The organism is Lysinibacillus sp. RC79 (assembly GCF_041262405.1).
In the GTDB taxonomy this organism is placed as follows: domain Bacteria; phylum Bacillota; class Bacilli; order Bacillales_A; family Planococcaceae; genus Lysinibacillus.
Window position 1 is genome coordinate 32,609 of sequence record NZ_JBGCCD010000031.1, and the last position, 14,729, is coordinate 47,337.

General features: G+C 33.8%; 17 protein-coding genes. 3 read left to right on the forward strand and 14 right to left on the reverse strand.

Translation table 11 applies throughout. From position 1 onward, the window contains the following. Positions 1-112: 112 nt before the first annotated feature. The gene (locus ABH968_RS21945; RefSeq protein ID WP_370047437.1) at positions 113-814 is read right to left on the reverse strand and encodes a class I SAM-dependent methyltransferase; all 702 of its coding nucleotides are present in this window, start codon (positions 812-814) and stop codon (positions 113-115) included. Between the two features lie 305 nt (positions 815-1,119). On the opposite strand from ABH968_RS21945, the gene ABH968_RS21950 reads away from it, so the two are divergent. Further along, the gene (locus ABH968_RS21950; RefSeq protein ID WP_370047439.1) at positions 1,120-1,896 is read left to right on the forward strand and encodes an ABC transporter ATP-binding protein; all 777 of its coding nucleotides are present in this window, start codon (positions 1,120-1,122) and stop codon (positions 1,894-1,896) included. Positions 1,897-1,898: 2 nt separating this feature from the next. Continuing rightward, the gene (locus ABH968_RS21955; protein WP_370047440.1) at positions 1,899-3,533 is read left to right on the forward strand and encodes a hypothetical protein; all 1,635 of its coding nucleotides are present in this window, start codon (positions 1,899-1,901) and stop codon (positions 3,531-3,533) included. A gap of 23 nt (positions 3,534-3,556) precedes the next feature. Here ABH968_RS21955 and ABH968_RS21960 read toward each other — a convergent pair whose 3' ends face one another. The 13 genes from ABH968_RS21960 to ABH968_RS22020 all read right to left on the reverse strand — a co-directional run bounded on the left by ABH968_RS21960 (position 3,557) and on the right by ABH968_RS22020 (position 12,679). Next, the gene (locus tag ABH968_RS21960; RefSeq protein ID WP_370047442.1) at positions 3,557-4,168 is read right to left on the reverse strand and encodes an ABC-2 transporter permease; all 612 of its coding nucleotides are present in this window, start codon (positions 4,166-4,168) and stop codon (positions 3,557-3,559) included. 110 nt (positions 4,169-4,278) lie between these two features. Next, the gene (locus ABH968_RS21965) at positions 4,279-4,656 is read right to left on the reverse strand and encodes a GntR family transcriptional regulator (RefSeq protein WP_370047444.1); all 378 of its coding nucleotides are present in this window, start codon (positions 4,654-4,656) and stop codon (positions 4,279-4,281) included. A 363-nt stretch (positions 4,657-5,019) separates the two neighbouring features. Beyond that, positions 5,020-5,637 (reverse strand): ABC-2 transporter permease, encoded by a 618-nt coding sequence (locus tag ABH968_RS21970; protein WP_370047446.1) that lies wholly within the window; start codon positions 5,635-5,637, stop codon positions 5,020-5,022. A gap of 4 nt (positions 5,638-5,641) precedes the next feature. Further along, positions 5,642-6,499 (reverse strand): ABC transporter ATP-binding protein, encoded by an 858-nt coding sequence (locus ABH968_RS21975; protein WP_370047448.1) that lies wholly within the window; start codon positions 6,497-6,499, stop codon positions 5,642-5,644. Positions 6,500-6,747: 248 nt separating this feature from the next. After that, positions 6,748-7,053: a monooxygenase gene (locus ABH968_RS21980; RefSeq protein ID WP_370047449.1), complete on the reverse strand. Its 306-nt coding sequence runs from the start codon at positions 7,051-7,053 to the stop codon at positions 6,748-6,750. Between the two features lie 246 nt (positions 7,054-7,299). After that, entirely contained in the window at positions 7,300-8,250 is a 951-nt protein-coding gene (locus ABH968_RS21985; protein WP_370047451.1) for an alpha/beta fold hydrolase, read from the reverse strand. 64 nt (positions 8,251-8,314) lie between these two features. Then, complete coding sequence (locus tag ABH968_RS21990) at positions 8,315-8,818, reverse strand: GNAT family N-acetyltransferase (protein WP_370047453.1); 504 nt, start codon at positions 8,816-8,818, stop codon at positions 8,315-8,317. Positions 8,819-9,003: 185 nt separating this feature from the next. Next, positions 9,004-9,204 (reverse strand): helix-turn-helix domain-containing protein, encoded by a 201-nt coding sequence (locus ABH968_RS21995; protein WP_370047454.1) that lies wholly within the window; start codon positions 9,202-9,204, stop codon positions 9,004-9,006. Between the two features lie 79 nt (positions 9,205-9,283). Further along, complete coding sequence (locus ABH968_RS22000; protein ID WP_370047456.1) at positions 9,284-9,748, reverse strand: helix-turn-helix transcriptional regulator; 465 nt, start codon at positions 9,746-9,748, stop codon at positions 9,284-9,286. A 175-nt stretch (positions 9,749-9,923) separates the two neighbouring features. After that, a complete protein-coding gene (locus tag ABH968_RS22005; RefSeq protein ID WP_370047458.1) occupies positions 9,924-10,499 on the reverse strand; it encodes a GNAT family N-acetyltransferase in 576 nt (191 codons plus the stop codon). A gap of 168 nt (positions 10,500-10,667) precedes the next feature. Further along, positions 10,668-10,949: a CD3324 family protein gene (locus tag ABH968_RS22010; protein WP_370047460.1), complete on the reverse strand. Its 282-nt coding sequence runs from the start codon at positions 10,947-10,949 to the stop codon at positions 10,668-10,670. Positions 10,950-11,144: 195 nt separating this feature from the next. Beyond that, complete coding sequence (locus tag ABH968_RS22015) at positions 11,145-12,164, reverse strand: DUF4179 domain-containing protein (RefSeq protein WP_370047461.1); 1,020 nt, start codon at positions 12,162-12,164, stop codon at positions 11,145-11,147. Beyond that, on the reverse strand, positions 12,161-12,679 hold the full coding sequence (locus ABH968_RS22020; protein WP_370047463.1) for an RNA polymerase sigma factor: 519 nt from the start codon (positions 12,677-12,679) through the stop codon (positions 12,161-12,163). The genes ABH968_RS22015 and ABH968_RS22020 overlap by 4 nt, the downstream gene beginning before the upstream one ends. 377 nt (positions 12,680-13,056) lie before the next feature. Here ABH968_RS22020 and ABH968_RS22025 point away from each other — a divergent pair, with 377 nt between their 5' ends. Beyond that, entirely contained in the window at positions 13,057-14,721 is a 1,665-nt protein-coding gene (locus ABH968_RS22025) for a methyl-accepting chemotaxis protein (protein WP_370047465.1), read from the forward strand. Positions 14,722-14,729: the final 8 nt, after the last annotated feature.

The window sequence follows — 14,729 nt, forward strand, 5'->3', positions numbered from 1 at the left end:
AATTGAGGATTAAAAATACATTTTGAAGTCCTTTCTATCAGCCAGTTCTTTAAGCAATTAATCGTATTTATTTCCCGGGAATAATTGAAAGGACCTAGCCTCTCTTACCTTCTCATAAATTCCTTTTAAATAAACCTACTAAAAACCCTTCTAAACCGAAATATTGATCTTCATCAGACACGGCTATCATTTTCCGTATTTCAATTTCTTCTAATGATTGAAATATTTCTTTTAGTTCATTTTTTGTATACCCTAATCCGCCTTCTAAGCTACGTTTTATATAAACTTCTTCATCTGAGATAGCAGAACCACCATATGCACCATGTTCCTCAAATGAGCATAAAGCGAAGTAACCATTAGGCTTTAATAATTTGTGAATCAATTCAATATACGTCACACGACGATGAGGGGCTATGTGGTGAAAACAGCCTGAATCATAAATAAAATCAAAGCTCTCTTCTTGTAAATTCAGTTCAAAAATATTAGCACAAATGAAATCTACATTTACGTTTGCTTCATCAACCCTTTTTTGTGCCCATTGCAATGCATGATCCGATATATCAACACCAACGACTGAACAACCTTGCTTTGCTAAGTAAATGGCATTTCGTCCTGCGCCACAACCTAACTCTAAAACTCTATTTGGCCGAATCACCTTTTTTTCAAAGTAGCTTACTAGATTTTCATCAGGTTTATTAACAAAAAAAGGTACTGTTTTAAATGTTTGATCATAAAATCCATCCCAAAAATTTTGCGGTTCACGTAATAAATTATCTAATACAACTAGCAATTGTTCATTTGATTTGATTAGCATTTTACGCCTCCCGTTTGCACCTATTACATGTTAAAAAACAAAATATTATATCTATCTATTATAAGGTATAGTTAGTCAATACTGGAAATGAATCGATTCTATTTCACAATAGGGATATTTCTACACTTTTAAATGTTATATTATATTTATGGATATTTTATCTAAATTATTTACACTAAACATAAGATAAATTGAAACTTTTATCGGAGGGGGATTTTCTTCATCCTTCACCGATCGTGCCTTTACAGGCGGTACCAGATAAATTACTGCACGTTAATGTAGGATAAGCAGAAAGGAGCTGCAACATGGAAGAAATCTTGACGATTACGAATTTGACGAAGAGTTATGGTAGTAAGGAAATATTAAAAGGAATTGACTTGCACGTCTCAAGAGGGGAAATAATTGGTTACATCGGCCCGAACGGCGCAGGTAAAAGTACCACTGTCAAAATCATTTTAGGGATCGAAGGCGATTACGGTGGCGAAATTAAGCTTTTCGGAGAGAATATTGGAATAGACAGCATTGAATATAGACGGAGAATTGGCTATGTACCAGAAATAGCAGATGTTTATGATAATTTAACTGGTTATGAGTATTTAACCTTCATCGGCCAGCTTTATGGCCTTGAATTAGAGATCGCTGCGGATAAATCAAAATCCTTAATGGAATTGTTTGGTGTTGGAGAAGCGTATCATTCAAGGATATCTTCTTATTCAAAAGGGATGCGGCAAAAGCTATTAATTATCGCTAGCCTTATACATAATCCCGATTTGTTATTTTTAGATGAACCGATCAATGGATTAGATGCGAATAGTGTGATGATCTTTAAAGAGATTTTGATTCAACTGGCTGCCCAAGGAAAAACAATATTTTATTCCTCTCATATTATGGATGTTGTCGAAAAAATCAGTAGTCGCATCATCCTGCTTAATGATGGGAAAATTGCTGCCGATGGGACATTTGCCCAACTACAGGCAGACAATACCGAAGGGACTCTGGAAAGGATTTTCAACCAATTGACGGGCTTCCATGATCATCAGGAAATTGGTGAGAAATTCGTTTCTATTGTACAAGAGGTATGATCATGAAAGATTTCAAAACGCTTCAACTACTTGATAAGATTCAATTTGTTTTTGTGAAAATGGGCATCGATTACGAGATCATGAGAAAGATCCTCCATATTAAACTAACAATGGATGAGCGTAAAGTACCGACAATATTTAACCAAGCATCAAATAAAAACAAGAAAGAGCAAAAAAATGGCTACATCAAATCTTTATGGATTTATATTTTAATGGGACTTATGTTAGTTCCTTTTATGGGATTTGGTCAAAACTATCTTTTCCAGATGAGTATTGCTTATGCAATGATTATTTTTATCATCATGACAACATTGATTTCTGATTTTTCTTCGGTACTTTTGGATGTACGGGACAGAAGTATCCTATCGACTAAGCCTATCTCTGCTAAAACGATCAATGCGGCGAAATTTATGCATATTTTCATCTACTTAACGTATTTAACTATTGCATTTACCGCCATCCCCCTTATGGTGGGCCTATATAACCAAGGATTTGTATTCTTTATTTTAACTGTGCTCTTACTAGTTTTAATTAATATTTTTATAGTTGTTTTAACTGCTATTTTATATATTACTATTTTAAGATTCTTTGATGGAGAAAAGCTGAAAGACATCATCAATTATGTACAAATCGGCTTATCATTAATGTTGATGATTGGCTATCAAGTTCTTATTAGGTCCTTTGAATTCGTTAATTTTGATATGGTGGTAGTGTTTCATTGGTGGAGTATTTTTCTAATTCCTATGTGGTTTTCCGCTCCTTATGAACTACTGCTAAACGGTGACACCTCTTTATTTACAGTGGTATTCAGTATATTTGCTGTCGTCATGCCAATCATCTCGATATGGCTTTATCTAAAGCTGATTCCAACCTTTGAACGTAATCTGCAAAAACTGTTAAACACAAGCAAGTCGAAAAAAGAGAAGAACAATCGACTTAAAACGCTTTTGTTAACAATCATTTGTAGAACTAATGAAGAAAGGGCTTTCTACCGTTTCGCCTCTCTTATGATGAAACAGGAGCGAGAGTTTAAACTGAAAGTATATCCATCTTTAGGATTTTCTTTTGTCATTCCATTTATTTTTATGTTTACTTTTTCAAGGTCCGAAGCTGTTGACTATGCCGTTAGCATGGGCTATTTAAATATTTATTTCAGCATGCTAATTATTCCGTCAGCTGTGCTTATGCTCGGACATTCAGGAAAATATAAAGCGGCTTGGATCTATAAAGTCTTTCCAATCAAAGATTATACAAACTTGAAAAAAGGTAGCTTAAAAGCATTTTTGATTAAGTTGTATATTCCATTGTATATTTTTCTAAGCATCATTTTCTGCTTCATTTATGGTACGAGAATTATCCCAGATTTATTGATTGTTTTAGTAACAAGCTGCATGTACACCGTCCTTTGTCACATCGGCATGGGAAGCAAGATTCCTTTCACAAAGCCCTATAATGAAGTTGGCGATGCCCAGAGCTGGAAAACTCTTATATTGCTTATCCCATTAGGTGCTCTAGCGGGACTGCATTACTTCCTGACTACTCATATTACTTATGGGGCAATCATTTACTTAATCGTGCTTGTCATCACGAATTTCGTTCTATGGAAACTTGCGTTTAAACGTACAAAAACGACTTGAGCCCGAGCTCAAGCCGTTTTATTTTAAAAAGCTTTTCTCTCATATATACGAACAGATAGTAGCCACGACCCAATATATAAAATAATAACCGTAATGCTAGCTACAAAATACATTTGCGTTTCTTGTAGAGTCAAGAACTTTCGTGTTAGTTCTCTTAATATATCATTTATAGGAACTAGTAAATTAATTGTTAACATATAAATACCAAATAAAACACCTGAAGCAATCAATAAATATTGCGTTTTAAATTTATAGGAGATTGGAAACATGAATGATATAGCGACCATAACTAGACCAATAATAAGCAACATTTCTTTCCAAATAAAAAGAACCCCTTTTCCATTTATGAGGAAATCTCCTACATAAATCATGAAAACAAATAATGTTGTAAATATCAGTGAACCTATATATTTTGAACTGACAATTTCCTTTCTCGTATATGGCAGAGAATTGAGCAAAATATTAGCATTGTCTTTTTCATCGTAAGCGAAAGCATTTAGTATATATATTACACTATAAAGAAATCCCAAAAATATTAGGGGTACACCTGCCAATAAGTAGATTATTATAGTAGCAATGTAAAATAAAATTAATTTCTTTTGTATTAAAAAATCCTTAAGTATAAGGTTAATCATCCAATTACCTTCCTTTTTTCGTATATTACATACTATCTTCGGGGGTAGGCTTTTTCACAATAACCGTATCTCCAAATATATTCACCACACTAATTTAACAGCTGTCTCCATCACTCATCCTCTGAATACAATAGTGTGAGCATTTCTTTGAGCTCTGCTAAGCCAATGTTCATTTCTTTAGCATTTTGAATGGCAATCAATAGATTTTCTTCGATTACTTTTACTTTTCTTTCTCTCATCATTTCCTTATTTTGTTCTGAGATGAACGAACCTTTCCCCACAATAGAATAAATAAATCCGTTTTTCTCTAGCTCTTCATAAGCGCGTTTTGTTGTAATAACGCTAATTTCTAAATCCTTTGCAAGCTGTCGCATAGACGGCAATGACTGCCCCTCTTGTAATTCACCTGATAAAATTAGCTTTTTGATTTGAGTATAAATTTGCTCATAAATCGGTTCTTTTGAGCTGTTTGAAATAATAATTTGCATGCAAATACCTCTTCTTTATTTTTATGTGATCAGCACAGAAGACGATGGTTATTCCGTTAGCATGAGCAGTTTTTATTTCAGCATGCTAATTATTCGTCAGTTGTACTTATGCTTGGACATTCAGGGAAATATATAGTCATTTAGATTTATAATGTCTTTCCACATAAAGATTACATTGTCTATTGTTTAGAGTATAATTTTCTGCCTCACGAAAATAATGTTTAGCCCATTTGTACACTGTTATTTGTTACATCGACATCGGAAGTCAAGGTCGGCGATACTCAGATTTTATTATATGGGACTTTTTGTTTAAGCGTACTTAAACAGCTTGAGCCTACATCAACGGGCTCAAGCTGTTTTATTTCAAAAAGCCTTTCTCGTATATATTCGAATAGATAGTAGCCATGATCCAACATATAAAATAATGATTGTAAAGATAGCTACGAAATACATTTGTGTTTCTTGTAAGGTCAGAAACTTTTGAGTCAGCTCTCTTATTTCACCAAATAAATTAGGAATAAAAAAAGTAGTTATTAGCAGCAAGATACCGACTAAAGCACTTGCAACGATTGGCAAATTTTTCATTTTAAATTTATAAGAAATTGGAAACATGAATGAAATAGCGACCATTACAAGACCAATAATAAGCAGGATTTCTTTCCATAAAAACATTATCCCTTTTCCATTTAAGAGGAAATTGCTACTATAAATGATGAATATAAACCCTAGTGTAAATACAAGAGAACCTATATATTTTGAACTGACAATTTCCTTTCTCGTGTAAGGTAGCGAATTAAAAAGGATATTAGCATTATCTTTTTCATCATAAGAGAAACTAGTCATTATAAATAATATGCTAAATATAAACCCGAAATACAACGGGGAACTCATACTTCCCAATAAAAGGATTATTATAATAGGAATGTACAGTAAAATTATTTTCTTTTGTATTAAAACATCCTTTATTATTAGATTAACCATCCCATTACCACCCTTTTTTCGTATAATACATAATATCTTCAAGCGTTGGTTTTTCCACAATGACAGAATCCCCAAATATGTTTGCCACACGATTTTTATCCGCTGTTAATGCCTCAAAGCCTGTGTTCGTTTTTCGAATTGCAACAAACTCTCTTTCCGTTTCCTGATCCAATAAATTCAATGTCCCTTTGACAATGGCATATTCCTCTTCAATCTTATAAAATTCCTTCGTGAATATATGTTCACCGTTATGAACAAAGGTAATATAATCCGCAATTCGGTCTAAATCTGTTGTTATATGTGTCGAGAAGAAAATCGTTTTATCTTCATCTTGCATCAATTCATGTAGAATATTTAGTAACTCTCTACGAAATATCGGATCGAGCCCCGCAGTTGGCTCATCCATAATAATTAATTCTGCATGATGAGCTAGAGCTATGGCTAACGAAGCTTTCATCTTCATTCCTTTCGAAAAGGTCTTCATATTTTTGTTTAATGGTAATTCAAACTGATCAACATAACGTTGAAAGGCGTCATCATCCCAGTTTTTATAAGCTGGTTTAATAATCCTTTTCATATCCTTTAACGTTACATATTCATAAAAGACATTTTCATCATAGACAAAACCAATACGTTCCTTTATTTCTTTTTCATGCTTCTTATAATCCATGCCAAACACTGAAACAGTACCGCTATCTTGCTGCAGCAAGTTCATAATCAATTTGATTGTTGTAGACTTCCCTGCACCATTTCCCCCGATAAATCCGGTTACGAAGCCCTTTTTTACGTTAATAGAGAAATCCTTTATCTGAAATCCCTTAAAAGATTTATGAACATGCTGTAATTCAATGACATTTTCCATCTTTCACCCTCCGTATGCAATAATGTAAGCATTTCCTTGAGCTCTTTAAGGCAAATACCCCTTTTCGAAATAATGTATATATACTTTATATACAATATATACACAACATACATATTTTGCAAGTAATAAATTATTATTGAAAACAAAAAACGAAAACATGAGATTGTTAAATCACAATCTCATGTTCTCTGTTTTTAATTATTTAGTTGATAATACTGCCAATTATGAGCCTAATTAGCTTTAGCTAACTATTTAATTGGAGCATTATTAATTGCTGATAATACTTCATTCACCTCGAAGATCTTCCCACGAATATCGGTAATGCCGAAACTTGTTAATCGTTCTGAATGCATAGTTAAATATTTCTCAGCATCTGTTTTGGTTTCAAATAAATATATGCCACCAGCTTCTTTAGTCGCAGCATTCTCAGTCCAAATCTTCCAAATCATACCCGACTCTTCGTTAATACTTTGCGCTAAATCAACGAATGCCTCGGACATTTCTTCACCGAATCGCCCGTCCATTGTAAAATCAACTTGTAATAAATATTTCATGATTAAAACTCCCACTTTGATTTTTTCTATAACAATTAGTAATTTTTGGGTTATTCATCATAACGTGTGGTTGCTTTCCGTTCCAACTGGGCGCTTTCCTGGGGGCGTCCGATGAGCCGCTTCGCTTCGCTCCAGGGTCTCATCTGTGACGCTAATCCCCAAGGAGTCGCCCAGTCTCCACTCCAATCAACTTATATATGTGGCATACTTTTTAACAAATGGCATACACAACTTTTGGTGATGAGCCTAATGATTTAAACTCTCTATATATTTTTCTGATTCATCAGCTATTCGCTTAAATTCAATATCATGAATATAGTGTGAGCAATCTAATTTTATTAATGTGCCGTCTTTATGCTTGCTGATGAACTCCTTTTGAAATTCATTCCACTCATCTTCATTCCAACCTGTCCCTTGACCGTTTGAAGAGAACAAAAGCATTGGAACATTTGGGATTCCAGCCGCTCCTACCTTTTCAGCATTTGCCTTAATATGATTAATTTCATTCACCATATTTTTAGTTACTGTTCTACGATAAAAAATCACTTTATACAATTCTTTTTCCTCATCTGTCAAAGTCCCATATTTGATGGCATCACTTTCAGAAAGGCCCGGAATCCATCTAGTAAAACCAATATTAGCGGCAAAGGCACTTAAATGAACTAGAGGCATATTTATTTCATAATCTTTATATGCAGCAGGAACAGCCATATCCAATCCTATAATCGCCTTAACTTCATTCGGGTAGACTTGAGCCCAATACAATGCTTCAATACCAGACATAGAATGAGGAGCTAAAATATATGGTCCTTCAACACCTGATTTTAATAGAGCTTCTCTTGTTTCTTGTAAAATTGTATCAATATCACGCTCAGAATCTGTAATGTCACTGAAGCCATAACCTGCCTTTTCAACGACAACGATTCTATATTTATTGCTTAACAATGAATATAATGATTTAAAATCTAAAACAGGTGAGCTTGTGCCTCCCCCAGACATAAATACAAGCGTTTCTTCTCCATTTCCTTCTACGTACACATGCATCTGATGACCATTCACTTCTACCATTTCCCCTGTTGGCGTAAATAATTTATCTTCCTTCGATAATTTTATTTGATGAATAATATAACTAGTCGTAATGAGCACCAAAAAGATCGCAGCAATAATTGAAAAAAGTATCATGATTCGTTTAAACATTCTTTCAACCACCCCTCTCAGGATTTTTACTATCCATCAAGTCCAACAGAAGACACCATGGCTTTTAAAGTTCCAAAAGGTAATCGATAAACTGCAGTTTTTGGCCATTTATCTCAAACTTATCATCACTTATACACACTTGTTTAAAACCGTTCTTTTCAAGAATCCTTTGGGATGCAATATTATTTGTTGTTGTTTTTGCTTTTATCTTTTTTACACTGATTTCTGTTTCCAATAGTAGCTTTAATGCTCTAGCCCCTATTCCTTTTCCTCCATATTCTTGCCCCACTCTATAACCGACTTCTGCTATATCATTCGTTGTATCTATATCTACTAAATTAATTCTTCCAATAATATTGCCTGAGTTATCTCTTATTAAATAGAATTTTGATTTTTCTTCCTGTTGTTCTGCTAAAAGCTCTCTATGCCTTAATTTAAACGTTTCAAAATTATAATAATCTTCTCCACGACTAGGCACCATTTGTTCAAAGAATTGCCTATTATTCTTTTCAAACTGATACAATTCTTCTGCGTCACGTTCTTGTAAGCTATCAATTGATATTTCCAAGCTAACTCATCCCCTCGTTCTGAAAAATATGTAATGTAATCCATATTTAAGAAAAAACAAACTCTTTACGATATCATACCGAAGAGTTTGTTTTTAATCCATTGGAATCCTGAAATGAAGAAATATATACACATTCCTTTCTGGCGCATAACATATATGTATAACGTCTCGAATAAAGAGAAAAATTAACCCTCTAAATCTTTCAATCGTCTCCGAATAGTAGCTTCTGAAACGCGAAGTATTCGTGCAATTTCTCGATTACTTTTTCCAGCATCCTTTAAATGCAGCAACTTTATTTCATTTATGGCCACTTTAGGTCTTCCGTTTAAATTTCCCCCACGCCATTCCTTATTTTCCTTTTTACTTTTCCAAAATTGAATCCGCATTTTCTCACCTTCTCATACGCTATAACTCTAAATTATCAGTTATAAAGTTTTATTGTAAAAAAAGAAAGCAGATTTATATCTACTCTCTTGATTGTTTAGGAAAAATATAAAAATAAAAAACGAAACCAATGATAATTGCGGGTGGTAAAGCAATTCCTATATTTTGTACAAATGCACTTGCAAGTAGTTTTAAAATTTCAATAATATCTTTAGATAAAATGTTTTGATATTGTTCTGCACCTGTCAAACCTTTGATTATCAAGGTTACAGCAAAAATAATGATATAACTAATTAAGCTATAATTAATACTTAACTTTATTTTTTCTTTATCATCGTTCTTTTCCTCTAATAGCAATGTTTCCACACTGATATCAAGAATCTCCGATATTTTTAGCATATTTCTCTTACTCGGATAACCATTCCCAAGTTCCCATTTGGATATAGACTTATCACTTACTTCCAAAATCTCAGCTAATTCTTGTTGGGTGATTCCTTTTTCTTCTCGATATCTTTTTAGTTTTAAACTTAAAATATTTTTCTCCATTTTACCATCCTCCCATTGCCTTAATTTATTGTAATTATCACATATTGGAATTTCTATTAACAGGAATTTTCGAAAATAGAGGAAAATAGAACACTATATAAAAGTGCGACAAAACTCATTAAATAGGTTTTTGTCGCACTTTTCATTGGAAATCTATCGGAAATTACCATAAAACTTATATATTCTTTTTCGAAAACTCAGTATGCAACAAACTATAGATCAACATATCTTTACATTCTCCAGTAACACTATGGCATTCAAATTGTCTTAAGCAGCCTTCTTCCTTAAAGTTGAATTTCGACAATAGTTTCTTTGAAGCTATATTTTCTTCCGTGACAATTGCCTGTATTCTTACTAAACCTAACTGATCAAATCCTATTGATAATACTGCTTTAACCGCTTCCGACATAATGCCTCGATGCCAATATTTTTCAGATAATTCATAACCAATTTCAGCTCGTTTGCTTTCAAATTCACTTAAAAAAATAGTACCAATAATTTCATCGGTTTCTTTGTCAGCAATAGCAAAACGAATAATCCAACCTTCATCATAGCCTTTGTTCCAAAAGTTAATTACTTCATAACTTCTTTCTAAAGTTTCAGGTCCATTCCAATCAAGATAACGATATACATTTTCATTTGAATAATAATTGAATAACGCAGGAACATCCTCCAACTTCAACCTTCTTAATATAATGCGTTCAGTTTGTACTGTTGGGAAAGAGGTCCCTAATACTTTGGTAAAATTCATTTTTTTCTCTCCTTTTTTGAATGAATATCAAAATAAACTAAAGGTGAAAATTCACAAGAAGCTGATTAAATTATACCCAGCCTAGATTGCCTGAAAAAACCTCATACATATTTCATAAAAGAAAATAAGCCAATGCGGTCAAAAACCACACTGGCTTATACTACTATTCTATTCTATTCTTCTTCTTTTCTCTTTTAGTACAATTCTTTGAATACTCTTTGAAGACAAATAATATTTTTCACCTAAAGTAGCCGTGTCCGCTCCCGATAGATAATCGTTATAAATATTAAAGTTTCTTACATCCAATTCTTTTCTTGTCGTAGTATTGGATCCCCAGTCCTTTTTATGTTCCGCTCTCCGCGGTATATAAATATATTCACCATCAACATATTCTTGGATTAACTCTAGCAACTCAGCTGGTAGAATATGCTTTGCTTTTTTATAGCTCATATTTGCACTCCTAAATTTAATATTTTTTAGGAAGAGCAAAGGCTATTTAATTTATCCTATATTGCAATAGCCTTTGCTATGCAAAAAAAGTATACCTTCTCATCAAACAATCCCCCTTGTATTTTTGTAATTTTAATCCATACTATACCATATAATCCAAAAATATAAAGAGTTTATAGATTCCTGTACGCTCTATTATTCTTTACTTATTAATTTCAGTTTTTCATAGCCCTTTATATTTAAACTTATTTGCTTTTCTTTATTCCAAATACTATAAGGATAAACTAAATTAACAACGGTTTTTCCATCTTTCAATTCTACAGAAGCTCCTCGTGCATAAAAGGACTCTCCCTTTTCATTTGTTAACGCCCATTCAAAAAATTGATTTTCATCCTCATAAAGAAGATCTGCGTCAACCATTAAAGATACATGCATAGAGCCATTCGTAAGGGTTGCTGATTGTAATTGAATGCCCTCAACAAGTTTTTCCGCTACAAATGATTGCGTTACAACCTTCGTTGGTGTCAATGTAAATGGCCATTCTCCATTAATACTGACAATCCCTTTCTTCTCTGTATAGAAATGAATTGTTTCAATTACTAATTGAGCGTTATCTAAGGATGGCCATGCCATCTTTTTGGATTCTAATAAAAGTTCTACTATCATAGATTGATCGTTCTCTTTTAGCAAATTCATATATGGGCTTGCCGCAATGACTGTTGGGGCGAGAGGCTTTGTGTCTGACACGAGGGAGTCAATTTCTTTCCCAGCCGAATCATACATACGATATTCAATATTTACGTTATAAATATCTTTTATATCCATATTTTTCGGCAAAATTTCCATTTGCAACCCTACACGGTAGGCATCAGCAAATGTATTTTCAAGTATGACCGTAACATCTTGTGAACTTTGCGACACCCCAACGTATTGTACTTCACCATTTTGACTAGCAAGTTCAATCCCAGCGTCCTGGAAACCTAGAAATGCTTTTAGTTTAGCCATCGCTGTACCATTAGACAAAATCACACCCGAAGCGAGCACTGCACATGCAGCCGCAGCTGAAATAGGCTTTAACCAACGTTTTTTTGTCTTTTTCTTTGATTTCGAGCGAATCTCTGTATATGAACGATCAAAAGCTTTTTGCACAATTTCCGGTATTTCTTGTTCTCTATTCATTTCCTCATCTAAACGGTCGTCTAATGATTTTTTCATAGTAATTGTGTCCCCTCAACATAATAATTATTTTTCAGATATTGCTTCGCTCTAGAAATCCTCGACTTTATCGTCCCTTCTGATTCATGAAGAAATTCACTAATTTCTTTTGTCGTAAGTCCATTCACATAATAAAGCGTTAAAGCAATGCGATAGCTCTCATCGAGACTCTCTAAAGCTTCATCGAGCTCAAGTGAAATTTGATCTTGGTGTCGCAGTTCATGCATTGTCGTCACATCCAGTGGTACAGTACGCTGATCCTGCTTCATAAAGCGATAGCAGTTATTTAAAAGAATTCGACAAATCCATGTATTAAAATATTTCGCTTCTTTTAGAGAATCTATTTTTTCAAACGCTGTCAGAATCGTATCTTGTAGAAGGTCTGCAATATCCTCATCTTTCAAACCAAGTCGTTTGGCTGTCCGATAAAGTGTCATTTCGTATTGACGGATTAATTGTATAAACGCTTCTCCATCGCCCTTCTTTGCTTTTTTCACAAGAAACTCGGATTGCATGTCATCACCTCTTTTTTCTCTTACATACCGTTAGAGCATTTTGATTGATAGTTAGTTGCATCGATTTATTATTTTATAACATTAAAAAAGCAACCGACGATATAAAGTCGGTCGCCACCTACTAACATAAATTGTAAATAAGAGGATATTTAAAACAACTGACACTGTTTACTCTCCTAAAACAGGTATTTAAACCTTATTCAAAACTTTATAAAATCATCAAAAACCAAAGGACTTTTATACCCCAATACATCACACCTTAAGTAATAAGCCTATCAATTCATTATTGACATTCCTGTTTTATTACATAATACTATACTTAAAATTTGAGTTTTTATAGGCATAAAGTTCCAACAAAACTCAAAGGAGGAAACTATTTGAAAAACAAAAGTATTAAGCGACGATTATTGTTTTTTACATTAAGTTTGCTGTTATTGTCATCTGTAATCAATTCCGTACTAGGTGTGTGGATTGTTGGCAAAAATAGTAAGGAAGTTTTAATTGAAAAAGCCAATGAACAGGTCTATGAAATCGCAAAGCAAGCTGAAACTATATTAAATTCTGAGAATGATCCCATCTCATCTTTACAAGATTTTGTGGAGTTAAAGGCACAACAAGATAATGTGACCTACGCTATTGTCATTGATACCAATGTAAAAGCTGTGGCACATAGTGATAAAGAAAAATTAGGAAAAACATATGAGGATGCATACACAGTCGATGGTGCTGAACACGGAAAAAAGCAATTTTCGAGATGGTATGCTGAAGTTCAAGGTATATGGACATATGACATCATGGAGCCTATATATAAAGATGGCGAGCTGTATGGAGTAATTGATATAGGGGTGCCTGAAAGCGGCATTCAATCTATTACAAACTCTGTACTAGGCTATCAGATTTTTACAGGTATAGTGAGTTTTATAATTATAGGTGCTTTAATGTGGTGGATTATTGGTCACATTATTGCTGCCATTAAGAATCTCGAAAAGGTTATTCATCAAACCGCAGGCTTAGACTTTACTGAAAATCCTGAGTTAGATAAGCTATTAAATCATCAAGATGAAATTGGTCTCATGGCAAAAGGCATCTCTGGTATGCGTTTGGCATTAAAGAATGTTACCGTCAACATACATAATACTAGTTCCGAGTTATCAGATTCCTCAAAGATTCTTATTCAAATAGCTGAAGATACGGTACGTACGACTGACGAAATTAGCTCAGCCATTAATGAAATAGCAAAAGCTACAGAAGAGCAAGCTCATGATACAGAAAAAAGTGCTGAACAATTAAATCAACTATCTGGAAATATTGATCGTGTTATTGATCATACAGAGAAGATCGCTTCCATGACTGAAGATATTGATCGTTTAAGTAATCAAGGTGTAGAAACTGTCAACCAACTCTCTATTTGGTCAGAGAAGAATCGCGAATCTTCACAACAGGTAAGTAACATCGTTCAAGAAGTAGATAAAACTTCATCTGATATATCAAGTATTGTCAATACAATTACAGATATCGCAACTCAAACTAATTTATTAGCTCTGAATGCATCCATTGAGTCAGCTCGCGTGGGCGAAGCAGGGAAAGGTTTCGCAGTTGTTGCTGATGAAATTCGAAAATTGTCGGAACAGACATCTAATGCTACTGAGGATATTAAGAATAAAATCTCTGCAATTCAGGATATTTCTAAAAGTGCTGTGCAGGAAATTAGTACGAGCCTTAGCATTGTCGAACAAAATGCTAAGGCTACAAAGGATACTAGTGAGATCTTTAATACAATAAAGACAGCTCTAGATCAAACGAGTGAAGTGGCACAAGAGGTGAAACATTTATCTCATGAGATGGATGAACGCAAGGAGCAAATCATTAGTGCCGTACAAAACATATCTGCTTCTGCAGTAGAAACCTCTGCTGGAACAGAGCAAGTTTCCGCTTCCGCAAATGAACAGCTTAAAAGCATCGAGACTGTCTCTGAAAAAGCTAAGGACCTAAATGCTATTTCTGATGCTTTAAGAGACGAAATGAAAAAATTCACTATTTAATGTAAAGA